General features: G+C 49.0%; 21 protein-coding genes. 6 read left to right on the plus strand and 15 right to left on the minus strand.

The genetic code is table 11. From position 1 onward, the window contains the following. The 11 genes from U9P07_06155 to rimP all read right to left on the minus strand — a co-directional run. The coding region (locus U9P07_06155; protein ID MEA2108985.1) for a J domain-containing protein at positions 1-797 on the minus strand (797 nt) is incomplete at its 3' end. Between the two features lie 279 nt (positions 798-1,076). After that, entirely contained in the window at positions 1,077-3,164 is a 2,088-nt protein-coding gene (gene pnp, locus U9P07_06160) for a polyribonucleotide nucleotidyltransferase (GenBank protein MEA2108986.1), read from the minus strand. Positions 3,165-3,247: 83 nt separating this feature from the next. Beyond that, positions 3,248-3,517, minus strand: a complete 270-nt coding sequence (gene rpsO / locus U9P07_06165; GenBank protein ID MEA2108987.1) for a 30S ribosomal protein S15 — start codon at positions 3,515-3,517, stop codon at positions 3,248-3,250. Positions 3,518-3,611: 94 nt separating this feature from the next. After that, complete coding sequence (truB, locus tag U9P07_06170; GenBank protein MEA2108988.1) at positions 3,612-4,520, minus strand: tRNA pseudouridine(55) synthase TruB; 909 nt, start codon at positions 4,518-4,520, stop codon at positions 3,612-3,614. Next, complete coding sequence (locus tag U9P07_06175) at positions 4,520-5,542, minus strand: bifunctional oligoribonuclease/PAP phosphatase NrnA (GenBank protein MEA2108989.1); 1,023 nt, start codon at positions 5,540-5,542, stop codon at positions 4,520-4,522. Before U9P07_06175 ends, truB begins: the two co-directional genes overlap by 1 nt. 317 nt (positions 5,543-5,859) lie before the next feature. Further along, positions 5,860-6,210: a 30S ribosome-binding factor RbfA gene (rbfA, locus tag U9P07_06180; GenBank protein ID MEA2108990.1), complete on the minus strand. Its 351-nt coding sequence runs from the start codon at positions 6,208-6,210 to the stop codon at positions 5,860-5,862. Between the two features lie 42 nt (positions 6,211-6,252). Further along, entirely contained in the window at positions 6,253-6,513 is a 261-nt protein-coding gene (locus tag U9P07_06185; GenBank protein MEA2108991.1) for a hypothetical protein, read from the minus strand. A gap of 383 nt (positions 6,514-6,896) precedes the next feature. After that, positions 6,897-7,202: a DUF503 domain-containing protein gene (locus U9P07_06190; protein ID MEA2108992.1), complete on the minus strand. Its 306-nt coding sequence runs from the start codon at positions 7,200-7,202 to the stop codon at positions 6,897-6,899. Between the two features lie 18 nt (positions 7,203-7,220). Next, the gene (gene infB / locus U9P07_06195) at positions 7,221-9,896 is read right to left on the minus strand and encodes a translation initiation factor IF-2 (GenBank protein MEA2108993.1); all 2,676 of its coding nucleotides are present in this window, start codon (positions 9,894-9,896) and stop codon (positions 7,221-7,223) included. Between the two features lie 345 nt (positions 9,897-10,241). Further along, positions 10,242-11,669 (minus strand): transcription termination factor NusA, encoded by a 1,428-nt coding sequence (nusA, locus tag U9P07_06200; GenBank protein ID MEA2108994.1) that lies wholly within the window; start codon positions 11,667-11,669, stop codon positions 10,242-10,244. A gap of 84 nt (positions 11,670-11,753) precedes the next feature. Next, entirely contained in the window at positions 11,754-12,296 is a 543-nt protein-coding gene (gene rimP / locus U9P07_06205) for a ribosome maturation factor RimP (protein ID MEA2108995.1), read from the minus strand. Between the two features lie 230 nt (positions 12,297-12,526). On the opposite strand from rimP, the gene U9P07_06210 reads away from it, so the two are divergent. Next, positions 12,527-13,276, plus strand: coding sequence for a lysophospholipid acyltransferase family protein (locus tag U9P07_06210; GenBank protein MEA2108996.1), 750 nt, complete (start codon positions 12,527-12,529; stop codon positions 13,274-13,276). A 50-nt stretch (positions 13,277-13,326) separates the two neighbouring features. Here U9P07_06210 and U9P07_06215 read toward each other — a convergent pair whose 3' ends face one another. Then, positions 13,327-14,928: a DUF445 family protein gene (locus U9P07_06215; protein MEA2108997.1), complete on the minus strand. Its 1,602-nt coding sequence runs from the start codon at positions 14,926-14,928 to the stop codon at positions 13,327-13,329. 308 nt (positions 14,929-15,236) lie between these two features. On the opposite strand from U9P07_06215, the gene U9P07_06220 reads away from it, so the two are divergent. The 5 genes from U9P07_06220 to U9P07_06240 all read left to right on the plus strand — a co-directional run bounded on the left by U9P07_06220 (position 15,237) and on the right by U9P07_06240 (position 20,726). Then, on the plus strand, positions 15,237-16,901 hold the full coding sequence (locus U9P07_06220) for a peptide-binding protein (protein ID MEA2108998.1): 1,665 nt from the start codon (positions 15,237-15,239) through the stop codon (positions 16,899-16,901). A gap of 14 nt (positions 16,902-16,915) precedes the next feature. Beyond that, positions 16,916-17,899, plus strand: coding sequence for an ABC transporter permease (locus tag U9P07_06225; protein MEA2108999.1), 984 nt, complete (start codon positions 16,916-16,918; stop codon positions 17,897-17,899). After that, a complete protein-coding gene (gene opp4C, locus U9P07_06230; protein MEA2109000.1) occupies positions 17,892-18,755 on the plus strand; it encodes an oligopeptide ABC transporter permease in 864 nt (287 codons plus the stop codon). The genes U9P07_06225 and opp4C overlap by 8 nt, the downstream gene beginning before the upstream one ends. A gap of 109 nt (positions 18,756-18,864) precedes the next feature. Then, the gene (coaBC, locus tag U9P07_06235) at positions 18,865-20,070 is read left to right on the plus strand and encodes a bifunctional phosphopantothenoylcysteine decarboxylase/phosphopantothenate--cysteine ligase CoaBC (GenBank protein ID MEA2109001.1); all 1,206 of its coding nucleotides are present in this window, start codon (positions 18,865-18,867) and stop codon (positions 20,068-20,070) included. A gap of 5 nt (positions 20,071-20,075) precedes the next feature. Beyond that, positions 20,076-20,726 carry a uracil-DNA glycosylase gene (locus U9P07_06240; GenBank protein ID MEA2109002.1) on the plus strand — a complete coding sequence of 217 codons (651 nt, stop codon included), beginning with the start codon at positions 20,076-20,078 and terminating at the stop codon, positions 20,724-20,726. Between the two features lie 20 nt (positions 20,727-20,746). On the opposite strand, the gene U9P07_06245 is transcribed toward U9P07_06240, so the two are convergent. The 3 genes from U9P07_06245 to U9P07_06255 are packed head-to-tail and all read right to left on the minus strand — an operon-like array spanning position 20,747 to position 24,537. Continuing rightward, positions 20,747-21,568 carry a universal stress protein gene (locus U9P07_06245; GenBank protein MEA2109003.1) on the minus strand — a complete coding sequence of 274 codons (822 nt, stop codon included), beginning with the start codon at positions 21,566-21,568 and terminating at the stop codon, positions 20,747-20,749. Beyond that, positions 21,552-23,975: an ATP-binding protein gene (locus U9P07_06250; protein ID MEA2109004.1), complete on the minus strand. Its 2,424-nt coding sequence runs from the start codon at positions 23,973-23,975 to the stop codon at positions 21,552-21,554. The genes U9P07_06245 and U9P07_06250 overlap by 17 nt, the downstream gene beginning before the upstream one ends. 13 nt (positions 23,976-23,988) lie before the next feature. Next, entirely contained in the window at positions 23,989-24,537 is a 549-nt protein-coding gene (locus U9P07_06255) for a redoxin domain-containing protein (GenBank protein MEA2109005.1), read from the minus strand. Between the last annotated feature and the right edge of the window lie 43 nt (positions 24,538-24,580).

The raw sequence follows: 24,580 nt of genomic DNA on the forward strand, positions 1-24,580 counted from the left end.
CCTTTAGCCTGCAAACGAAATTTCTGACCAGGCTGAGTTCCGGGAGGCAGAGTCAGCATCGCTTTGCCAGCAAAGGTCGGCACGTCAACCCGACCACCAAGAATAGCCGTGGTCAGCGGAATACTTACCGTACAGTGAAGATTATGACCTTTCATGGTGAAAGTTTCATCCACCTGAACTTTCACCTGCAGCAGCAGATCGCCGGCCGGACCTCCATGAGCCCCCGGTTGACCTTTCCCTTTAACCCGCAGTTTTGAATTATTATTGGTTCCAGGCGGAATCCTCACCGTTACCTTCCGATGGTTAATCTGCAACCGCAATTCCGTTCCCTGAACCGCTTCAGCAAAGGAAATTTCAACCGCGTAAGAAATATCCTCACCTTTTCGCGGTCTCGCCTGCTGTTGAAATCCACCGGAACTGCCGAAAAGATCCGCGAATATATCAGCAGGATCACCTCCAGAAGTAAACGTCTTACTCCTGCTCCTGCCTCCTCCCATTCCACCGCCAAAAAGATCATTCAAATCAAAACCGTAAGCTCCAGCGCCGGGGTGGCCATGGAATCCCCCTCCCGGCTGCTGAAAGGTTTCCCCATAGGTATCATATTCTTTTCGTTTTTTTGCATCACTGAGGACTTCATAGGCCTCACTAATCTCTTTAAACTTCTTTTCGGCAGCGGCATTATCCGGATTCATATCGGGGTGATACTTACGGGCCAATTTTCGAAATGCCTTTTTAATCTCTTCTTCAGAAGCTTTTTTACCCACCCCGAGAACAGCATAATAATCTTTTCCAGCCACAATATCTTCCTTTCCAAAACTATCTCAGCCACCAGGAATCAAACTGAACCCTCAATTAAGCAATTAGCCTTTAGCCTTTAGCCTTTAGCAGTTAGTTTAATGATTAACCAATAATATAATCCTCGTCCCAAAATTTGTAAAGTCACAACATTATGAAATTCATGCAATAGTCATTGAATTCAATAGAGTCGAGACATTAAATCAAGAGACCTCAAAAAAATAAGGCGGGTCAAACCCGCCTTATTACTAGAACAACACTGGTAAAATAAGTGACAAGATCTACTTGTCTTTCTTTTCATCAAGGGCATCCTTGCGGGAAAGCTTAATTTTCCCCTGGCGATCAACTTCCAGAACTTTCACCAAAACCTCATCGCCCTCCTTCAGAACATCCCTGACATTGCGAACCCGTTCATGGGCAAGCTGCGATATGTGTACCAAGCCATCAGTGCCGGGAAATATTTCCACAAAGGCACCAAAATCCATGATTTTCTGTACTTTACCCAGGTATATTTTCCCAACTTCGGCTTCCTGGGTCAAGTCGCGAATCATGGCAATAGCCATATCGGCAGCATCTTCATCTGCAGAGGCAATTTTTATTTCACCGCTGTCCTCAATATCAATCTTAGCCCCGGTTTTTTCAACAATGGCCCGGATATTTTTCCCGCCCGGCCCAATCACGTCACGAATTTTATCCTGGTGAACAGTAACAGTAATAATCCTGGGAGCATAGGTGGAAATTTCTTCCCGTGATTCAGCCAGACATTTTTCCATAATCCCCAGAATGGTGAACCGACCTTCCCGGGCCTGATCCAGGGCTTTCTTCATAATTTCCTGGCTGATCCCGGTAATTTTGATATCCATCTGGATAGCAGTAATGCCTTCCCGGGTTCCGGCCACCTTGAAATCCATATCACCGACGTGATCTTCATCACCCAGGATATCGCTAAGCACGATAAAATCATCCCCCTCCTTAACTAGTCCCATGGCAATTCCGGCTACCGGGGCTTTCAGGGGCACACCTCCATCCATCAAGGCCAGCGAACCACCACAAACCGTGGCCATTGAAGATGAACCATTGGACTCAAGGATATCTGAAACCACCCGGATCGTATAGGGAAACTCTTCATCACTGGGCAGAACCGGGGTCAGAGCCCGTTCAGCCAGAAGTCCATGACCAATTTCACGCCGTCCCGGTCCCCGAAGGAAACGCGCTTCGCCAACACTGAAAGGAGGAAAATTATAATGCAACATAAACCGTTTAAAACTTTCCCCAAGCAGGGAATCAATCCGCTGTTCATCCGATGAAGTCCCTAAGGTACCGGTAACCAGGGCCTGGGTTTCACCTCTGGTAAACAGAGCAGAGCCATGAACCCGGGGCAACAGACCAACCTCGCAGGATATCTGCCTGACTTCATCAACTGCGCGCCCCCCGATCCGAACTTTTTGCTGATAAATCTGCTGCCGGATAGCGGTTGACAACTGGTTTTCAAATACTTCGCCGAGATCATTCACCTGAATATCATGGTTTTCCAGCTGCACGGCAATTTCAGCTTTCAAGTCACTGAAATAATCCCGCCTTTCCAGTTTGTCACTGATAGCCAGACCTTCATCAAAGCGTGAACCATACTCTTCCACCACCACGGCAGTCAGCTGTTCATCAAGCTGAGGAGCAACAACAACCCGCTTTTGTTTACCAACCTGTTTGGCCATCTCTTCCTGAGCCTGCAGCAGGGGCTGCGCCGCCTGGTGACCAAACTTAAGGGCCTCAATAATAACATCTTCCGGCAATTCCCGGGCACCACCCTCAACCATGACCACAGCCTCATAACTGCAGGCCATAACTATATCAAGGTCACTGTTCTCCATTTCGTCCTGAAGTGGATTGCTCACCAACTTCCCATCAATACGACCAACACGGACCCCGGCAATGGGGCCGGTAAAGGGGATATCGGATATCATCAATGCCGCAGAGGCTCCGGTCAAGGCCAGGATGGCGGCATCATGTTTTCCATCTACTGAAATAACCGTGGCAATTACCTGGGTTTCACAAGTAAAGCCTTTGGGAAATAATGGCCGGATAGGTCTGTCGATGAGCCTGGAGGTCAGGGTCTCACGATCCGTAGGACGACCTTCCCGCTTAAAAAAACCACCGGGGATTTTGCCGGCAGCATAAGTCTTTTCACGATAATCAACAGTAAGCGGGAAAAAATCTATCCCCTCCCGCCCTTTTCGGTCGGCAACAGCAGTCACCAGAACCATGGTATCACCCGAGCGAACCACTACCGAACCACCAGCCTGTTTGGCTAATTTCCCTGTTTCCAGGACAATATTACTTTCTTCAACTTCCAGTTTACAATAACGCTTCATGTATTTTCCTATTCGTCTATTAGTTCTGCATTTATAAGCAGTCCCGGGATCGGCAGCTCACAGCTGAAATTACAGCTGGTCATTTACCGACGCAATCCCAGGGTACTGATCACGGTTTTATAACGTTGAAATTCCTTTTTCTTCAGATAGTCAAGCAACCGACGGCGCTGGCCAACCAGTTTCAAAAGTCCCCGACGTGAATGAAAGTCTTTTTTATGGGTTTTAAAGTGCTCGGTTAAATAGATTATCCGTTCACTTAACAACGCAATCTGGACTTCCGGCGAGCCGGTATCGCTGTCGTGCATTTGAAATTTTTCGATTACGGTTTTCTTCTTTTCAGTTTCTAAAGCCATTGAATCTATTCCTCCCACAAATAATCAGACACAGGCCTAAAGCCTCAAAAATCATTACCTGCGAATATCACAGAAATCCCTGAATGTAAAGATTTTATTGCAAAAACACCCTTTTCATCTGCAACCAACAGTAACGGTTTTCCAATACCAGACAGGCAATCGCCAGCAGATTGCCAACCGAATCTATAAGTTTGTATTCAGTCCCTGGTGGATGGGTCAACGATTGCGTCATCAGCTCCTCCGGCAGCGCCGACCCCGTTTTGATCAGGGCTATCAATTCCTCATCCTCAATAGTCAGCGCCGGCATCCTGGACAAAACTTTTGCCATGGAAATAACTGCGGAAAAGTCACTTTGACCAGCCGCCGTTTTCAGTTGCTCCAATCCAACCGCATCCGCCAACAGAAAAGGGCCGCTCTGTTCCCGAACCAAACGGGTCAGCATAGCACCGCAGCCCAACCGCAGACCAATATCATGCACTAAAGAACGGACATAAGTACCACGGGAACAACAGACCCGAAAGGTAGCTTTCGGTAATTTCAGTGAAAGCAACTCGAAAGAGCAAACTGTTATTTGTCGCGGTGGTGGAATCACCGGGTTCCCACTGCGGGCCAGGGCATACAGTGGTTTTCCTTTATATTTCAAAGCTGAAAAGATGGGAGGAACCTGGCTGATGGTACCGGTAAAATCAGCTAACACCGTTTCCAGGTCCAGTGGGGAAAAACTCATGTTCCCCGTAAACTGACGACGGATTGTCCCCTGGCAATCATATGTATCAGTCTCGACCCCAAGGCACAGTTCACCTGAGTAAACCTTAACCGACTCGTCCAGGTAGGGAATCAGTCTGGTAGCCTTTCCCAGCGCTACCGGCAAAACCCCGGTTGCCAATGGATCGAGGGTTCCCGTATGCCCGGCTTTGTGACAGCCCAAAATTCGCTTTACCCGGGCAACAACAGCCTGGGAAGTCAGATCAGCCGGTTTATCTATAGTAATAAAACCATCCATCAACTATTCGCCCCGGCAATCAGGGAAACAGCATCAGAACCGCTGACATTGAGCAAAAAATCAATTTTTCGAAAAACCAGCTGGATTATTTCATCAGCCGTTCCGGTCAGGTAGCAACCGGCCGCATTTTTATGTCCGCCACCGCCAAATTCCTGAGCCAGCGAAGCTACATCTACTTTACCCCGGGAGCGAAAGCTCAATTTATATGATTTTTCCGCATCCTGACGCAGGAGAAAAGCCACTTCAACCCCGGCAATGGAACGGGGATAATTGACCAGGCGATCCGTATGCTCGGCATTGGTACCCGTCCGCGCATACATCTCCTGGGTAACCGTAACACAGGCGGCCTTCCCATCCGGAGCAATCCGCAACGTCTGCAGTACAGAGCCCAAAAGTTGCAGTCGACTCACAGGCTCACTTTCATAAACCTGCTGGGCCACCATCCACGGGTCAACACCACGATTGACCAATTCCCCGGCAATAGCAAAAGATCGGGGGGTGGAGTTGGCATAATGAAAGGAACCGGTATCGGTGATGATCCCGGCATAAAGGTTTATAGCCACCTCCCGGGAATAATCAGGATCCATCCGGAAAATCATCTCGTACACCAGTTCAGCCGTAGCACTGGCCTTTGCATCAATCAGGTTCACCTGGGCAAAAGAATCATTGGTTACATGATGATCAATACAGCCCATCTGCCGATAACCGGTAAACTCGGGCAGAACATTGCCTGTACGGCTCAACTCACTGCAGTCGAGCAGCAGCAGGAGATCAAATATTTCATCTTCCGGTATCCGGGAAACAAAATTATCCGCCAGGGGCAGAAAAGCAAACATGTACGGAACCGGATCACGGTCATACAAAACCACCCTTTTCCCCAGCTTTTCCAGTGTCTCAGCCAGAGCCAGGGATGAGCCGATAGCATCGCCATCGGGATTTACATGGGTGGCAATAAGAACCGTTTGCGCCGCGGAACAGGCACCGATCATTTGTTCAATTTGCTTGATGTCAACTGCCATCATTTATATCCCTGGATTAAGCGGCTAGCTTTTAGCCATTAGCTGTTAGTTCAATAATTACACGGTGTTTACTATTGCAAACCCCTCACTCCTTTAGATTTTATTGCTAATAGTAAGCATTCATTTGTTTATAAATTAGCAAATTCTTGGACCTAATATCCGTCAATTTTTTTTAATTCTCGCGCTAAGCCGCAAAGACCGCGAAGAGTTCAATTTGCTATATCGTCTGTCGTTTTTCATTGCGCCTTTGCGTCTTGAGTGAGTGAAGCGAACGGGCGCGAGACAAAAAATTACGCTGACGCGGAGTCACATCGATACTCTCAGTCATCCAGATCCGCCAACAACTTGTCAATATGAAAACCATGATCTATGGTTTCATCATAACGAAAATTCAACTCGGGAATCCGCTTCAAATGAAGTCGTTTTCCCAACTCACGACGGATGAAACCGGCAGAGCTCTGCAATCCTCTCAGGGTTTCCTCTTTTTCATCACCGGAGCCATGCACGGTATAATACACCTCGGCCATGTGCAGATCAGGACTGACCGCCACATCAATAATGGTGACAAAAGATATCCGTGGGTCTTTAACTTCCTGCAGCGACAACATGGAAGATATCTCTTTTCTCAAGGAATCAGCAACCCGACGACATCGCTTGGTCTGATTTCGCATAAAACGTGCACCAGAAAATTGCCTAAGTTAAGCTATCAGCTGTTAGCGTTTAGCTATGGGAAAACAAGGCCTTATGCTAATGAGAAGGTAAACATTTTCACGCTGTAACCCGCTGTGCGCAGCAAAAACTACCCCCAGCAGAATAAACAGTAAAAGCATTTGACCACGAAGCACACGAAGAGCACGAAGAGAATTAAAGAACATACCTTTTAATTCTTCGACACTTTTCAATTCAACAATCAGCTTATTTTCAATGGCTATGAACCTCCAAAGCACAACCAATAACAGAATGGGACAGATCATCAAATTTCATTTCTTCGTGTCCTTCGTGTGCTTCGTGGTGAAATTTTTTTGTCCTGGGTCCCGAATTTGTGATAATTCACTTTCCCGCCTTCCTTCGCCTGCGGTCCGTACTGGTTTGCACGTTTGCTTCGCCGTGCTTCGCGGGGGGACACTCTTGACTATCGCTCGCCCAGTGGAGGAACAGCTTGAATTTGCTTTTAACGCGAAACTCAAGAATGTCCCCAATCCCGGTGACCCCGCTTCCAATTTCCCCCGCCCTCCCTTTTTATTTTTTATGCAAGGCTTACTACAATATAGCAAGCTCTGTGAGAAATAAGAAAAATTTGCCAATCTATAGACAAAGTCGAATATTAACGATTGCTAAGCGCTTAATTCAGGAATCATTAACGTTCCGGGAATGAATCAGAAAAAGTCATAATCTCCAGAGAAGAATCTCCGACCATAATTCCCGTAGATTCGATAAAATCGAGGATTTTATCCAAAATCCGATTAACCAATGCGTGATTACTACTGAGGACGGAAAAAGCCAATACCGCCTGCTGCCAGTTATCCTGGCAACCTGTTTCTGCCACTGAAAGATTAAATTTATTCTGCAGCCGCTTGATTAAAGATTTCAGCACCCGACTTTTATCCTTCAGGGAATGATTTTCGGGCAGAAACAGTTGAACCTGACAAACCCCTACATGCATGACCAACCACAACCACCATTAAAGGGTGGCCGCCACCTCTTTAGTTGTAAAGACTTCGATCACATCACCAGGTTTCACATCATTATATTTTTCAATCCCGATGCCGCATTCAAAACCGGTCGAGACTTCCTTGACATCATCCTTAAATCGCTTCAAAGAGCTGATTTTCCCTTCATATATTACCGCATTATCCCGCAGCAATCGTACCCCGGCATTACGACTGACCTTACCATCTATCACCCGACAACCAGCAATGGTACCAACTTTACTGACCGCAAAGGCCTCTTTAACCTCAGCCCGTCCAAGATAAACTTCCTTGATCTCCGGCTGCAGCAAGCCAACCATGGCTTTCTTCACGTCATCAATTAAATTATAAATGATGGAATACAGCTTGATATCCACATGCTCTTCTTCCGCCAGGTTCTGGGCTTTAATATCAGGGCGGACGTTAAAACCGATGATAATAGCCCTGGAAGCAGAAGCGAGCATGATATCCGCTTCCTTGATCCCGCCAACCGCCAGATGAATAACGTCAACCTTCACTTTTTCAGTGGATATTTTTTTAAGCGCTTCAGTCACAGCCTCGGCAGAACCATGGACATCGGCCTTGACAATAATATTCAGCTTTTCTACTTCACCTTCCTGAATCTGATCAAAAAGATCTTCAAGGGAAATCTTACTGGTAGTGGAAATCTCCCTTTCCCGGAATTGGTGCTGACGGTAGTCGGACAGCTCCTTGGCCCTCTTTTCCGATTTCACCACATTAAAATCATCACCGGCAGCCGGGACTCCGGAAAGACCCAGGATCTCCACCGGCATCGAGGGCCCAGCACTTTCAACCGATTCCCCATGATCATCAATCAAAGCCCTGACCCGGCCATTATAGAGACCGGCAACCACAAAGTCTCCCGGTTTAACCGTTCCTTCCCGCACCAGTACCGTAGCCAGCGGTCCCTTGCCCCGGTCCAACCGGGACTCAATAATAATCCCTTTTCCGGGTTTATCCGGGTTGGCCTTAACTTCCATCATCTCGGACTGAAGCAGAACCATTTCCAGCAACGTATCAATATTAGTGCGTTTTTTAGCTGAGACCTCGACAAAAATCGTATCGCCACCCCAATCTTCCGCAACTACCCCATGTTCGCTTAATTGCCGCTTCACTTCATCAGGACGAGCACCCGGCTTATCTATTTTATTAACCGCAACAATGACAGGAACTTCAGCCGCCCGGGCATGATTAATAGATTCTATCGTCTGCGGCATAACCCCGTCATCAGCGGCTACCACCAGAATGACGATATCGGTAATGCCGGCACCACGGGAACGCATGGTAGTAAAAGCTTCATGACCGGGAGTATCAATAAAAGAAATGGTTCCTTTCGGCAAGGCCACGGAATAGGCACCAATATGCTGAGTAATTCCACCGGCCTCCCCAGCCACCACCCGGGCTTCACGGATGGCATCCAACAAGGAGGTTTTACCGTGATCAACATGGCCCATAACCGTGACTACAGGAGGGCGGGGGAGCAATGATTCTTCCGCATCCGGGGTCTCTTCCAATACGGTTATTTCATCAAAGGCGACATTTTCTACCGAGTGACCATATTCAGCGGCAATAATTGTTGCGGTATCAATATCAATCATCTGATTAATGGTCGCCATGACCCCGAGTTCCATTAATTTACCGATAATTTCAGAAGACTTGACCCCCAAGCGCTTAGCCAATTCACCGGCTGAAATCACCTCGGTTATTTTCACTACCCGCTTAATTTCTTTCGGTGTCGTAATTTCTGTTTTGTGTTCACCCCTCCTGGGGGCTTTGGCTTTCTTCCCTTTTCCACGACGGCCACGCGGGGCTTCATTTCCCCTCAAGTCGAGATTTTTAATAACCGATTTTTTATGAAAACCTTTCTTACGCGAACCTTCTTCCTTGTCAACATCGGGCGATGACCCTTTCTTCCTGCCCTTACGACCAGCTTTTTTTTCTTCAACCGGGGGCTCAGGTTGAGTTACAGCTGGCTGACCGGCGGCTGCAGGCCGCTGACTGGAATCTTCCGCGGCCTTTCCAGTTCCAGCTTTTTCTTCCTCCTGAGGTGCCTTTTTTGCTGGACGACCCAATTTTTTCAGCGCGACCTTACCGATCACCCGAGCTCCACGAGATTTAGCCTTTGCCGATTTCTCTTTCTTAACCGACGGCTTTTCTTCGACAGCCGCCGGCATTTCCTCTTCTACAACCGGAGGGACGGTTTCTGCCGTAACTTCACTCTCCACGGTCATTGATGCTTCTGTTTCAGGCTCAGCCGCCACCTCTGCTTCAGGTTTTTCTGCCACTGGAACTTCAACTTCCGGTTCGACAGTAGCGGTAACTTCCGGAATTTCTTCCACTGAAGGTGTTTCTTCAGTTTTCATCTCAGGGGAAGTCTCAACCGCAGGAATCTCTTCCACCACCGGTTTTACCTTCTTGCGGCGACGCCGAACAATACTGGAGCCAAGCCGCTTTTCCTGCATTCCGGGACCCTGATTTTCACGGCAAAAAACTTTGACTTTCTCAACCTGATCATAACTCAAAGAGCTGAATCTTCCATTCGCCGGAATGTCAAGATTAGCAAGGACATCCAAGAGCTCAGCATCCTTGAGATTCAATTCTCTGGAAAGTTCATAAACTTTCAGCTTTATTTGTTCCCCTAAAATCAAAACCTGTCACCCCCTACACAGCAAACTATGGAACCAATAAATTTCCTGACCGCCTGACATCTTATCCGCTTAAAAACACCCTCAAACATGATCCTTAAGTTGTTTAATACTCTCGGAAACAATCTCCCTGAGCCGAAATTTAGTCGAATACTTCCTGGGTATCCGGATGTATCTTTCCAAGCAGTTTCCTGTTCGACAGAGATAAAAACCTCGACCGGGCTTATTGCTTTTGGTATCATAAAATAGAAATCCTGCTTCATCAGCAACAAAACGAAAAAACTCTGATTTGTCTGCCCGATGTCGACAAACAATACAGGTCCGTAACGGCACATGATCTGTCATTGGTCAATCAACAGTATCATCGTCGTCTGCCGGAAGCTTGGTTATGTCATCAACAGAAACCTCTGCATCTGAGGTCTTCTCATCCACATCATCATCCACTGCAACTTCACCGGCAGCTGTCGGTTCCAACCCGGCTTCCGCATCAGCCGCACTGACTTCTTCCTGTTCCTCCCGTGCCTGTTCAGCTTTCGCCCTTAATTTTACTATGGCTTCGGCAGCACAGGAGACCAACTGTTCAGCATCAGGACCTTCAGTACCGATAATCTCCGCCAATTCATCAGGAGAGGCAGCGGCAATATCTTCCAGCTGCCGGTAACCATTATCATACAGAAGCTCCATGGAAACATTATCCAGACCTTCCACCTCATGCAAAGCTTCAAAGATTCGTTCGAAATCATCCGCCACCCGCGAAGTGGATTTCACATCCAGCTTCCAGCCGGTCAGGCGACTTGCCAGCCGAACGTTCATGCCCCGACGGCCGATTGCCAGTGAAAGCTGATCATCCGGAACAATAATTTCCATAGCTCTGTTGTTTTCATCCAGAATAATTTTATTGATCTGGGCCGGGGACAAGGAATTGCAGACATAACGGACTTCATCGGGATTCCAACGGATAATGTCAATTTTCTCCCCTTTGAGTTCCTGGACTACGTTCTGAACCCGGGAGCCACGGACCCCAACACAGGCACCTACAGGATCCACATCATGATCATTGGTATAAACGGCAACCTTTGCCCGTATTCCCGGTTCCCTGGATGCCCCCTGGATGGTAATAATTCCCTCGTAAATTTCCGGGACTTCGGTCTCAAACAATTTGATCAAAAATCCCGGATGGGTCCGGGAAAGGATAATCTGCGGTCCCTTGAGGGTCATTTTAACATCCAGGAGATAAACCCGAACCCGCTCACCCTGGCGAAAGTTCTCCCGGGGAATGGTCTCGGAACGGGGCAATATAGCCTCGGTCTTTCCCAGATTGATTACCAGGTTACCACGTTCCACTCGCTGGACTGTCCCGCTGATAACTTCACCAATCCGCTCATGAAACTCTTCAAAAATGCTTTCCCGCTCAGCTTCCCTGATCTTTTGCATAATAACCTGTTTGGCCGTCTGGGCAGCAATCCGACCAAACTCGGAAGTATCCAACTTCAAGCCCAGGCTATCTCCATATTCAGCTTCCGCATCAAATTCACGCGCTTCCTCCAGGGAAATTTCGGTATAGGAATTTTCCGGGTTTTCAACCACTTCAACAAATTCAAAAAGTTCAATATCACCTGTTTCCTCATTAAACTGGGCTTCAATATCCCGACCTGGACCAAGTTTCTTCCGGGAAGCAGTAACCATCGCTGACTCGATAGCTTCCACCAGGATCTCTTTCGGGATCCCCTTTTCTTTACCGACCTGATCAAGAATAAAGTTCAAACTGGAAGACATGCACCCGGCCTCCTACATCATATTTGTTCTATCTTTAAAATAAGAAACATCATCATAAACCCATAACCGTATTATACGGCCAGATCATTTACCCGGTTCAGGAAATTCATATACCAGATTACATTTGGCAAAATTAGCCACATCCAGAGTATAGCAACCGGTATCAGTATCCAGAACAATGGAACCGTCTGCTTCACTGTACTCCTGCAGAACACCACTAAAACGCCGGCGCCCATCAACCGGCATCCTGGTTTTTATTTTAATCTTTTTACCGCAATGCGCAAGAAAATCTTTCGGCCGTTTCAAGGGCCGGTTAAGTCCTGGAGATGAAACTTCCAAAGCATAGCGGAATGGAATAATATCCTCAACATCCAGGAGCGCCCCCAGCTGACGGCTGACAATAACACAGTCATCCAGGGTGACTCCGCCTGCAGGCCTGTCTATATACAGTCGCAGGATGCCCCGGTCATCCGAGGCCAGGTATTCCATGTCCACCAGTTCAAAGCCCAACGATGCCAACAGCTCTTCGCTGTAAGAACGAACGGTAAGCAGCATTGAAGCTATCCTGTCCTGCGGAGCACCCATCAAATCAATAAAAACGTTGTCAGCATGTAAATTAGTTTCCATCTGGAAATTAATAATTTCCGGATGAACACAAATCAACCAGATCCCGGCTGTCATTTCAGTAAAAAAAAAGCGGGCTCTCCTAAGCCCACTTCAAAAAAAACAGTGTATCCGAGCCAAAATATATTGCGCATTTAACATTATTATTCGGTAAATGCAAGTTTTTTCTTCAAAAAAACGGCATAACCGCGTATAAACCGGAGGAAATTGCTATCTTTCATCGAGGTATTATTTTGAAGAAACTAAAAGATTTTTTGCTGGCGCTGTATTCATCGATATTGGTCGGTATCCTAACCTTATTTTGGACAACATCAGCCATTATCTGCAGCTTTATTCCACCCTTGAGGGTTAAAGGCGTCAACTTCTGCGCTCGCTACTGGGGCAAAACCGTTCTAGGCGGCAGTGGCATCAAGGTAAAAGTTATCGGGGCTGAAAACTGCCAGCCAGGCAAGAATTACATGATCATCGCCAACCATCGAAGTTTTCTTGATATCTATGCTGTCCTTGCCGGCAGCGGCCTCAATTGCCGCATGGTAGCCAAGCGGGAACTGGCCAGGATTCCCCTGTTTGGCCTGATGCTGAGACGCAGCCACACCATTATCATTGACCGGGGCAACCGGAACCAGGCCATTAAAGCCATGAAAATCAAGGGAAAAGAACTGAAAGAAGTTGGCATTACTATGGTTATTTTTGCCGAAGGGACCCGGGCCACAGGTGACAAGCTGCTGGGAGAATTCAAAAAAGGGGCATTTATTCTTGCCGCCCAGCTTGGACTGTCAATCCTGCCCATCACCATTATCGGCACGGACAAATTGCAGCCCAAGGGTTCAATCAGCATTCACCCGGGAACCATCACCCTGAAAATTGATCCCCCACTGGAAATCCCGGAGTATAACCGGCCCAGCGACATCAGGCCGGTAGCGGCCAGAACCTACGAAATAATTGAGAGTAATTTGCTGGCAGTCCGTGAAGGGAATCTATAAAGATTGCGGCCTGACGAAAAAATAAAGTTTTTTAGCGGCCGTCATCACTCTCAATAAAAATAATACATAAACAATACCTGGAAACCGCCGATCAGGGCTCCCAGTATCCCGCCAAAAATGTTGATATAGGTGAAATGTTCCTTCATGATATCCATCAGCAGGGCCTCAACCTGTAAAACCGGCAACTCATTAATCCGTTCTTCAACCATCGCCGGAATATCAATAGAGTCCGTCAGGTGAGGCAGTTCAGTTTCCATAAGATTGATGGCTCTCCGATGAGTAAAAACAATCCCCCGCTCCAATAACTCGTAAGGAACTTTCAGTGATATCCGGCCTACGGGTACTTCATAAAAATAACGGCTGAGCATTGCATGCAACTGGTTGGTAAATTGTCTTTTCATCTGTTTGGACCGCATCACCAGCAGCAGTTTATTCCTGGCCTGTCTGGTCACCGCATCGGGCAGATCACCAAGACCAACCGCCGCCGCCAGCCGGGAAAAGGGGATATTATTAATGCTCATCAAGACCTGCTCAAACAAGGTAAAACAGCGATCGGCAGTTTCCTGGCGAGCTACTAAGGCCAGCAATTTGCCCTTGACATAATCGCTCATACCCGCAAGTTTCTGATAGGATACTTTTTTCGCCAGCTCATTAACCGGAATCTGTAAAAACTTGTCCAGCCTCTCGGTTATCAATTCCATCACCTTTTTCTGCACTTCGGGTTGTTGCATAGCGGCAGCCACATCTTCACCGGCAGCATCCACCAGATCATCAATTTTTTGGGCTAAAACCTCTTCCTGCAAGGCCCAGCCGGCCAGCAATTTTTTCCAGAATCCCATCTTGCTGATATAGCTATTAATGGTCTGGTGAATACGCACTTTAATCTGCCGGCGAATGTTAGGATCATAAAGCAGCCGGCTCAAAGAATCCATCAGGCCGGGCAACTCCTGCTGCAGCTGGCTGATCAGCAAATCCCGCAGATCGGCAGGAATAACCCGGGCCAGAGGTTTTGACGAACTGAGCAGGCGGGAAAAACCATGGTCAAACTCCCGCTCCAGCCAACCATGCACTGCTGCTGACTGCAGCCATTTACCAAAGGCATCGCGCAATTGCAGCCGAAAAGCCGCATATGATTCCACCGTCACTACAGAGGACAGGTTGGCAGCAAATGCCTGTTGTCCCAAATGCCGCAAAAAATCAGCCATTAACGTATCAATGGCTTCATCTTCCACCAGCTGGCCCACCAGGCCATAAAGATAATGCCGACTGCGATCCACCAGCTGTTCCACATCTTGATGAAATTCTGCCGGAAGAAGTGAGTTAAGGGGACCCATATCCCGTTCAAAAATCGCCTGAAAACGCCTGGCTATTGCCAGGTAGAGGACATCCTGAAAATCACGGCGCTGGAGGCGGGAAACAATAACATCACGGGTCAGCAGATGATCCCCAATCATGCGTCCAATATTGGTAGCCAGTTCTTTACGCTTGGCGGGAATGATCCCGGGAGTCAGGGGGACGGGAATAGTGAAGATCCTTTTTTGTTCCAGCGGCCGGAATAGCATCCTGATGGCCAGGTAATTGGTAAAATAACCGATCACCGCCCCCACCATCGGCGGCGCCAGAAAGGGAATCAGACCTTGATAATCCATCATCTCTTCTCGATATTATCCAACTGGAAATGCAACTTTCAGCTCAACCAGTTATGTAACCAATGCTTCACTGACAGCTGATTGCTGACTGCTGAAAGCATTTATCAGGAAATATTGATTTCCTGATAAAACTATATAATTGAAGCCGGATAAATAATCAAGGAGGCATGGAGACATCAACTATATTTTACTTGTCTTGCTCGCTGGATTAGGCTACTAATTGTCTTCATCCGGAAAACGATAGCATACCATCTGCTTATCTGAAACTTTTTTGTCCGAAATGCTTGGTACGGCCTTGATAATGGTAATCCATGAATAAAAAAGCAGCATCCATTCTGATTTCTATCCTTTCCCTGATTCTGCTGGTCGCCTGCGGGCAGTCATCGTCACCAGATGACAGCCAGAAAATCATTAAAAACAATGAGTTGGAGCAGAAATCCGTTGATAAACTTACACCAGTCCATGGTGATACCATCGTCGTCGGTTCCATCGGCGACGCCAGCAACCTGATTCCGCTGCTGGCATCCGACTCGCCCTCGCACCAGGTAGCCGGCCTGATTTATAACGGCTTGGTCCGCTATGATAAAAATCTCAAGCTGGAAGGTGAACTGGCAAAATCATGGGAAATTTCCACTGACGGTCTGACCATCACCTTTCATCTGCGTCACGGGGTAAAATGGCATGATGGAGCCCCATTCACCGCCGATGATGTCATGTTTACCTACCGGTTGATCATTGATCCCAAGACCCCCACCGCCTACGCCGGTGACTTCGAGCAGGTCAAGGAAGCAAAGATTATTGACACCCACACCTTCCAGGTAGTTTATGAAAAACCTTTCGCCCCGGCTCTGGCCAGCTGGGGGCTCTCCATCCTGCCCAAGCACCTGCTGGAGGGCCGGGATATCACCAAAAGTCCCCTGTCACGAGATCCAATAGGAACCGGCCCTTATAAATTCAGCCAGTGGAAGGGCGGTGAAAAAATTGAGTTGACCGCTAACCAGGATTATTTTGAAGGTCAACCCTATATTGAACGCTACCGCTACCGGATCATTCCCGATTCAGCCACCATGTTTCTGGAACTGAAAGCCGGCAACCTGGATTGGATGGGCCTGACTCCGATTCAATATGACCGTCAGACAGCCGGCAAAAAATTCAAGGGAAAATTCAATAAATATCGTTACTTATCATTCGCTTACACCTACTTGGGTTACAACCTCAAAAATCCCTTATTTCAAGACCGGCGGGTGCGCCAGGCATTAAGCTTTGCCATTAACAAACAGGAGCTCATTGACGGCGTCCTGCTGGGTTACGGTCGCGTTGCCACCGGACCCTACAAACCGGACACCTGGTTTTACCACCAACCGACCAGAAAATATCCCTACAACCCCGAAAAAGCAAAACAACTGCTGCAGGAAGTCGGCTGGCAGGACCGTGACGGTGACGGGCTGCTGGACAAGGATGGCCACCCATTTATCTTTACGGTCATGACCAACCAGGGCAACTCCTTGCGGGCCAAAACAGCGGTGATTATCCAGCGCCGCCTGGAGGAAATCGGCATCAAGATGAAAATCAGGATCATCGAGTGGTCGGCCTTCATCAATGAATTTATCGACAAGAAAAAGTTTGAAGCCGTTATCCTCGGCTGGACCACCGGTCAAGACCCGGACATGTATGACATCTGGCATTCCGCGAAAACCGGTCCCAAGGAACTGAACTTCATCAGTTATAAAAACCCTGAGGTTGACCGGCTGCTGGAAAAGGGCCGCCACACTTTCGCCCGGGAAGAACGCCGGAAATATTATGACCGTTTCCAGGAAATCCTGGCCGAAGAGCAGCCCTACACTTTTTTGTACGTGCCGGAATCCCTGCCGATTATCGCCGCCCGTTTTCACGGTATCAAGCCGGCACCGGCCGGTATTTCCTACAATTTCATCAAGTGGCATGTCCCCCAGACCCTGCAGAAGTATACCCAATAACTACGGTTTTTCCCATGATGACTTTTATCGGCAAAAGATTCGCCCTGATGATCCCGATGCTTCTGGGCATTACCATGATATCCTTCCTGGTGATGAACCTGGCACCGGGTGAACCCATCGATGTGCTCACCAACCTCAATCCCAAAGCCACCGCCGAAGTGCGTGAACGATTGCGCAGCCATTACGGCCTCAACCAGCCACTGCCGGTCCGTTACGTCAACTGGCTGAAACGAGTAGTCCGCCTGGATCTGGGATATTCTTTCGCCCAGGATAACCGGCTGGTATGGGATAAAATCCGTGAACGCATCCCCATTACCCTGACTATCAACGCCCTTTCATTGCTGCTAATTATTATTGTTGCCATTCCCATCGGCATCTATTCCGCCGTCCACCAGAATTCTCTCATAGATCGGATACTTACTATTTTTGTCTTCATCGGCTTTGCCACTCCCACTTTCTGGCTGGCCCTGCTGCTGATGATTCTTTTCGGCGTCCACCTGGGCTGGCTGCCCATCTCCGGATTAGAATCATCACAGTTCACCCATGCCGGCTTCTGGCCCATGCTCGGTGACCGGGCCCGTCACCTGCTGCTGCCGGTGCTGGTTTCAGCCTTCGGCGGTCTGGCCGGTCTTTCCCGTTATATGCGCAGCAACATGCTGGAGGTAATCCGCCAGGATTACATCACCACTGCCCGGGCCAAGGGATTAAAAGAAATCAAGGTCATCGGCAAACATGCCCTGCGTAACGCCCTGATGCCGATTATTACCATTCTCGGTTTTTCCCTGCCAGGATTGATCGGCGGCAGTGTCATTTTTGAAACTATTTTTGCCATTCCAGGCATGGGACAGATGTTTTACGGCGCCGTTATGGCCCGTGACTACCCCCTGATCATGGGAACCCTGCTGATCGGCGCCTCCCTGACCCTGGTGGGCAACCTGCTGGCCGACATCTCTTACGCGCTGGTTGATCCGCGTATCCGGGTTGGAGATCATGACTGATAATAATAATGCCAGACGTTCTCCGACCTTCAATCAGCGACTGCTGCACAATAAACTGGCGGTTGCCGGTCTGACAGTGGTCACCCTGCTCTTTGCCGTCTCTTTACTCGCCCCGGTCATTGCCCCCTGCGATCCCAATGCCATTGACCTGAAAAACATTTTGATGCCCCCGGGAAGCAGCCACCTGCTGGGTACCGACCAGCTGGGACGTGATATCTTAAGCCGGATGATCTGGGGTGCCCGCATTTCCCTCAAGGTAGGTTTTGTGGCTGTCGGCATCGCCACCCTGATTGGCACTATCCTGGGCACTATTTCAGGTTATTACGGCGGCATAATTGACACCCTGATCATGAGAGCCGTCGACCTGATGCTTTGTTTTCCCTCATTTTTTCTCATTTTAACCGTCATTGCCGTCCTAGAACCAAGCATCTGGAACATCATGGCAGTCATCGGCTTCACCAGCTGGATGGGGGTCGCCCGGCTGATCAGGGCGGAAATCCTCACCATCAGGGAGCGGGAATTTATCCAGGCAGCCCGAAGCCAGGGGGCCAGCAATATGAGGATCATTACCAAACATATCATCCCCAATGCCATGAGCCCGGTCCTGGTTTCCGCCACCCTGGGGGTTGCCGGTGCCATCCTCACCGAATCCGCCTTGAGTTTTCTCGGCATCGGGGTCCAGCCGCCGACTCCCAGCTGGGGCAATATGCTCACCGCCGGCAAAGACAACCTGGAATATGCCTGGTGGCTTTCCCTGTTCCCGGGGATGGCCATTCTGATAACGGTCCTGGGTTATAACCTTCTGGGAGAAGGGATACGCGATGCCCTGGACCCACGGAACTATGTGAAAAAATAACCATAAAATACTTGACAGAAATGCCGATCTCTGGTCTTGTATGCCTACTATAGATAAAACAGCATTTGAAACAGAACTATAACTCACATAATATTTCAGGAAAATAAACATGCTGCAAGGTAAAGAAGTACTATTAGGGGTTACCGGGGGTATCGCCGCCTACAAATCAGTATTATTACTCCGGGAACTGAGTAAAGAAGGTGCTAACGTCCATGTAATCATGACTAAAAGCGCTCAGAATTTTGTTACTCCTCTAACTTTCCAGACCCTCTCTGGAAACCCGGTAACCACGGAGATATTCAGTCTGTTCGCCTCTTCAGAAATTGGTCATATCTCGCTGGCAGACCGGGCGGATCTACTGGTTATCGCCCCGGCCACCGCCAATATCATCGGTAAAATCGCCAACGGAATTGCCGATGATTTTCTCACCACCATGGTCATGGCCACCCGGGTGCCGGTACTTTTTGCTCCGGCGATGAACACCAACATGTGGGCCAGCCCGGTAGTCCAGACCAATATCACCCGGCTGAAATCCATGGATTACCATTTCATGGAGCCCGCGGAGGGAGAACTGGCTTGTGGAACCATCGGCCGGGGGAAGCTGGCCGATGTGGATGAGATCATGGAAGATATCAAAACTCTACTCAGCCCCAATGACCTGGCCGGCGAAAAAATACTGATTACCGCCGGCCCCACCGAAGAAGCCATTGATCCGGTTCGCTGCATCACTAATCGTTCATCAGGGAAAATGGGCTATAATCTGGCCATGGTTGCCCGTCGCCGGAGGGCTGAGGTCACTTTAATCTCCGGTCCCAGCTGTCTGCCGCCCCCTTGCCGGCTGCCGACAATCCACTGCACCACTGCCCTGGAAATGGAACAAATCATCCATGAACACCTTGATGATGCGACCATGATTATCATGGCTGCCGCCGTAGCCGATTTCCGGCCGGCAGAAAAAAGCGAGAAAAAGATTAAACGCCTGGGAGCTCACTGCCTGGATCTGGAAGCAAACCCTGACATTCTTGCCGGCCTCGGAAAAATTAAAGGCAACCGCTTCCTGCTGGGTTTCGCCGCCGAAACTGATGATCTGATTGACAATGCCCAGGGGAAAATGAAGCGCAAGAACCTGGACATGATTGTGGCTAATGATGTGACTGCCTGCGGGGCCGGCTTCTGCTGTGACACCAACATCATCAAAATCATTGAACGTAACGGGGCCATCCATGACTTCCCCCAGATGTCCAAGGAGCAGGTTGCTGAAGTCATTCTGGATCATGTGGTAGCCAGCAGGGAAAAAGACGGAAAGGAACAGTAAACAAAATGTCCACCGTTGCCAGAAATGATTTGGAACAGTTGCGGGCACATCTGGAGCTGCAGAAAAAATTGAAAAATCCGGGAGTTATCAGAAAGAAAATTGATAAAAACGAACCGTTGAATAAAATCAGGGAGGAGTTGGGCGATTGCCAGCGCTGTCCCCTGGCCAAAACCCGCACCAACCTCGTCTTTGGTGCCGGCAACCCCGACGCCCGGTTGATGTTTGTGGGTGAAGCTCCGGGACGGGATGAAGACCGGGAAGGCATTCCCTTCGTCGGCCGGGCCGGCCAGTTACTGACCAAAATTATTCAGGCCATCAAGCTGACCCGGGACCAGGTATATATTGCCAATATTCTCAAATGCCGACCGCCAGGCAACCGTAATCCGGAGACGGAAGAAATTGAAAAGTGTTACCCCTTTCTCCAGCAGCAGATCAATGTCATCCAACCCCGGATCATTTGTGCCCTCGGGGCCTTTGCCGCCCAAACCCTGCTGCAGACCAAAACCCCCATCGGCAGGCTGCGAGGCCGGGGGCACCCATTCGGCAAAAACACCCTGATCATCCCCACCTACCACCCGGCTTTTCTTCTCCGCAGTCCGAACAAAAAAAAGGATGTCTGGGAAGATATGCAATTGGTGATGAAACTGCTGGCATAAAACAACCAAAACCTGTCAGGCTATTTTACCAGCACTACCGGGCAATCAGAATAATCCAGCAGTTTATTAATGCTGTGTTCATCCAGGGAAAAAGAATCCTGCCCCAGAATCAATGCCCCGACCTGACGGCCCCTGCCCAGCTGCACCAGAGCAGAAATATCATTATTCAACAAGTTCATAAAGCGTAGTTGAAGCTGGGTTTGCTGCTGCCAGTTTACCACTTGCTGTTCCAGTTCTGACAATCTGTCCGGCTCAACCGCCGGCAAAATCACCACCAGCCGTTCGCTGTTTTTTCTGGCCAGCAACGCCGCTGTTTTCAGCGCCCTTCCGGACGATAAAGAACCGTCAAAAAAAACCATGATCGGCTGCCGAAAACCTTGAGTCAAAAGGCCCTCTGCCGGTAGTGGCCGGCGTTCCGAAAAGAAACCTCGCATCTGCCCCATGATCAGCACATCCACTTCCCGCATGACAGCCATAATTTCCATCGCCAGCCGACCCCGTGTCAGTCGAAATGACCAGGGAATTTTTCGCTGTCCGGCTATGGATTCCAGATTATGACGCAGGCGTTCAGCCTGGAAGCGCAACTGCTTCTCCAGGGTGTCCAGACAAAGATGGTAGCCTCCCTCCGCAAAAAGACTGACTTCCCGGGAAAAAGGCAATTCAGCCAGGCGGATCAGGTTAGTATCCTCCACCAGCAGTCCGAGTAGTTCTCCCTGCAGTTCAGCCGCCATGCCGGCAGCCACCCGCAAAACACTCATCCCATATCCTGAGTGTTCCAGAGTTACCAGAATTCGCTTGGCCAGCTGTTTTTCAGCTATTTGCTTATCAGTCTTCTTTTTCACTGTCTTTCTCCTGAGCAGTTTCGGAAAATTCCTGCCGCAGGCGGGATAACTCTTCCAGGCGGCTGATCATTTTTCCATTAATGCTCTCCGGGGGATAACCACCTTTCTCATCCGCTTCCCCGGCGGCAACTCCAGTCAGCAGCTCAATGGCCTGGTCAACGGTTTCCACCGGGTAAACCTGGAATTTTCCTTTACTGGCGGCATCAACCACATCCTCCCTGAGCATCAGGTGTTTAACGTTAGCGGCCGGAATCAGGACCCCCTGGGAACCGGATAACCCCCGGCTGCAGCAAACATCAAAAAAACCTTCAATTTTTTCATTCACGCCGCCAATAGCCTGAATCTGTCCTCGTTGATTGATGGAGCCGGTTACCGCCAGTGTTTGTTTGATCGGAGTTTTGATAAGTGCCGAAATCAGAGCACACAGTTCAGCCACTGAAGCACTGTCTCCATCAACCCGACCATAAGACTGCTCAAAAACCAGGCTGGCTGACAGGGATAGTGGTTTATCCCGGGCATAACGATCTGCCAGAAATGACGAAATAATCAAGACACCTTTGGAATGTAACGCCCCACCCAATTTGACTTCACGTTCTATATCAATGACTTTACCATGCCCCAGGCGGGCGGTAGCAGTGATGCGGGAAGGCTGACCAAAGATGAAATCTCCCAGCTGAATCAACGAAAGTCCATTAACCTGGGCGACTTTTTCACCTTCAGTATCAATGAGAATAATTCCGCGCTGTATATTTTCATACAACCGACTCCGTACCCGATCAGCACGACGAATCTGGCCATCAATGGCCTGTTGGACATCAGCGGCCGTCACTGGTTGCTTACCGGTCCGGCGAGCCTGGTAATCTCCTTCCTGAAGCAGGTCAGCCAGACTATGAAGATGGGTTGACAGCTTCTCGGCATCACCAACTATCCTGGCACTGTGTTCAATCACCCGGCCCACTGCAAAACGGTCAAAAGGCAGCAGTTTTTTCTGTCGTACCATGGTCGCAACCAGGCGGGCATAAAGCTGATTATTATCTTCGTGACGATCAATCTCATCTTCAAAGTCAGCAGCGACCTTGAATAATTCACGAAAGTCCGGATCAAATTGATACAACAGATAATAGAGCAGGCGTTCCCCCAGCAGAACCACCTTCACATTCAGAGGAATGGGCTCCGGCTCTAAAGTTACGGTACTAACCAGGCTGAGCAACTGTCCCAGTGATTCAATGGTCACCTTCCGGGCATAAAGTGCCCGCTTCAGGCCTTCCCAGGCATAGGGACTAACCAGCAGTTTACGGACATCAAGAATTAGATAGCCGCCATTGGCCCGATGCAAAGCTCCGGCTTTAATCAGGGAAAAATCAGTTACCAGCGCCCCCATCTGGGCAAGATGTTCCACCTGACCCACCAGGTTCTGATAAGTCGGATTATCTTCATAAACGACCGGTGAGCCTTTTGCCACACTGTGATCAACCAGCAGGTTCACCTTGTAACGATGAAAAGACGGTTTTCCCATCCCCGGCAGGCCCATTTCTTCCAGGGGATTTTTCTTCTCATGGGGACGAAAATCATCCACATGTTCGATAATATCCGATTGCAGGGCATCCAGGTATTGCAGCAGCTCAGGAAATTCGTCATATTCCTTTCGCACCTCATCGAGCAGCATCCCCACTGCAAACATGGTCACCTTGGCGTTCAGTTCCTTGATTTTCTGCCGACTTTCCTTTTTCCATTGGGGAAACTGCAGTAAAACTTTCTGCAGCTTTCCCTGCAGCTCGCCAACTATTTTTTCAATCTCCTGCTGTTCTTCTGCCGGTAATTTTTTAAATTCTTCCGGCTTAATCACCTCACCATCACGCATGGGGGCAAAAGCAAACCCCCGGGGGGTTCGCAGCAGGCTGATCTGACTCTTTTCCGCCTCTTCCTGCAGAGTCTTGAATGCCTGTTCCTGACGTTCATTAAGTTCATCCTCGATCTGCTGCAGCTGGACTCGATAATCATCACTTTCAAAAGCTGAAGGAATGGAAGAACGCAATTCATCCAACAGATGTTCCATGTCATCACGGAATTTTTTTCCCAAACCCGCCGGCAGCTGTAAAACACGAGGTTTATGTTCATCGGCAAAATTATTAACATAACACCAGTCCGAAGGATTTTCATCTTCCCCCGCTTTTTGTTCCAGAACCCGGCGAACTATCGTATGCTTACCCATTCCTGATGGTCCCAGGACATAGAGATTATAGCCGCTATGGGGCATGCTGACCCCGAACTCCAGGGCTTCCAGTACCCGATCCTGGCCGACAACTTCAGTCAGATCATCCAGATCAGCAGTGGTATCGAAAGTAAACCGGCCGGTATCGCAGGCCGTAAACAACTTGTCCGCTGGCAGAAATTCAATCTGAGACATTCTTTAACCTCCTTTACTTCAATCCGGAACGTTCCTTAATAATCCTGATAAACTGGTCTGTTTCCGGGAGTGCCCCGTACTTGGAATAGAGAACCCGGGCGCCTCCACCCGACAGCGGTTCAAGGATAAAATAAGCCGGGGTGGCATCAACATCGATAGTTTGCTGGCCGGGATCGGCAATCGTGGCAAACGGCACATGGTATTTGCGGGCATACATGGCAACTTCAAAAGGGGTATTGCCATAGGCAATTGCCATCACTTTCACCTGGCTATACAATCCTTCCTGGTTAATCTGTTCAAACAACTCATTCACATCATGGGCTTCTTTCTGACAATGAAAGCACTGGACCTGAAAAACCTCGACCACCATAACCCGGGCATCAACATCGCTCGGGGAAAAAGTTTTAACCCCTGGGGAAAGTCCCAGGTAATCTCCGGCACCGGCATTAACCGGAGCATTGAACGACAACACCGGCAAAGACTCAATCTGCGGCCCCGGAGTTGCACAGGCCTGTAAAAAGAACACACACAGGATTAATAACAAGATAGAACGTAAACGCATATCCCCCCCCCCTTAGAAATGGTTACAAGTCTTGATATCAGTT

Source organism: Pseudomonadota bacterium (genome assembly GCA_034660915.1).
Lineage (GTDB): Bacteria > Desulfobacterota > Anaeroferrophillalia > Anaeroferrophillales > Anaeroferrophillaceae > DQWO01.

Bases quoted from the DNA above. Each gene is read 5' to 3' on its own strand.
- pnp (MEA2108986.1), bottom strand. From the start codon at position 3,164: ATGAAGCGTTATTGTAAACTGGAAGTTGAAGAAAGTAATATTGTCCTG.
- rpsO (MEA2108987.1), bottom strand. From the start codon at position 3,517: ATGGCTTTAGAAACTGAAAAGAAGAAAACCGTAATCGAAAAATTTCAA.
- truB (MEA2108988.1), bottom strand. From the start codon at position 4,520: ATGGATGGTTTTATTACTATAGATAAACCGGCTGATCTGACTTCCCAG.
- U9P07_06175 (MEA2108989.1), bottom strand. From the start codon at position 5,542: ATGATGGCAGTTGACATCAAGCAAATTGAACAAATGATCGGTGCCTGT.
- rbfA (MEA2108990.1), bottom strand. From the start codon at position 6,210: ATGCGAAATCAGACCAAGCGATGTCGTCGGGTTGCTGATTCCTTGAGA.
- U9P07_06185 (MEA2108991.1), bottom strand. From the start codon at position 6,513: ATGATCTGTCCCATTCTGTTATTGGTTGTGCTTTGGAGGTTCATAGCC.
- U9P07_06190 (MEA2108992.1), bottom strand. From the start codon at position 7,202: ATGCATGTAGGGGTTTGTCAGGTTCAACTGTTTCTGCCCGAAAATCAT.
- nusA (MEA2108994.1), bottom strand. From the start codon at position 11,669: ATGTCTTCCAGTTTGAACTTTATTCTTGATCAGGTCGGTAAAGAAAAG.
- rimP (MEA2108995.1), bottom strand. From the start codon at position 12,296: ATGGAAACTAATTTACATGCTGACAACGTTTTTATTGATTTGATGGGT.
- U9P07_06215 (MEA2108997.1), bottom strand. From the start codon at position 14,928: ATGATGGATTATCAAGGTCTGATTCCCTTTCTGGCGCCGCCGATGGTG.
- U9P07_06220 (MEA2108998.1), top strand. From the start codon at position 15,237: ATGAATAAAAAAGCAGCATCCATTCTGATTTCTATCCTTTCCCTGATT.
- U9P07_06225 (MEA2108999.1), top strand. From the start codon at position 16,916: ATGATGACTTTTATCGGCAAAAGATTCGCCCTGATGATCCCGATGCTT.
- opp4C (MEA2109000.1), top strand. From the start codon at position 17,892: ATGACTGATAATAATAATGCCAGACGTTCTCCGACCTTCAATCAGCGA.
- coaBC (MEA2109001.1), top strand. From the start codon at position 18,865: ATGCTGCAAGGTAAAGAAGTACTATTAGGGGTTACCGGGGGTATCGCC.
- U9P07_06240 (MEA2109002.1), top strand. From the start codon at position 20,076: ATGTCCACCGTTGCCAGAAATGATTTGGAACAGTTGCGGGCACATCTG.
- U9P07_06250 (MEA2109004.1), bottom strand. From the start codon at position 23,975: ATGTCTCAGATTGAATTTCTGCCAGCGGACAAGTTGTTTACGGCCTGC.
- U9P07_06255 (MEA2109005.1), bottom strand. From the start codon at position 24,537: ATGCGTTTACGTTCTATCTTGTTATTAATCCTGTGTGTGTTCTTTTTA.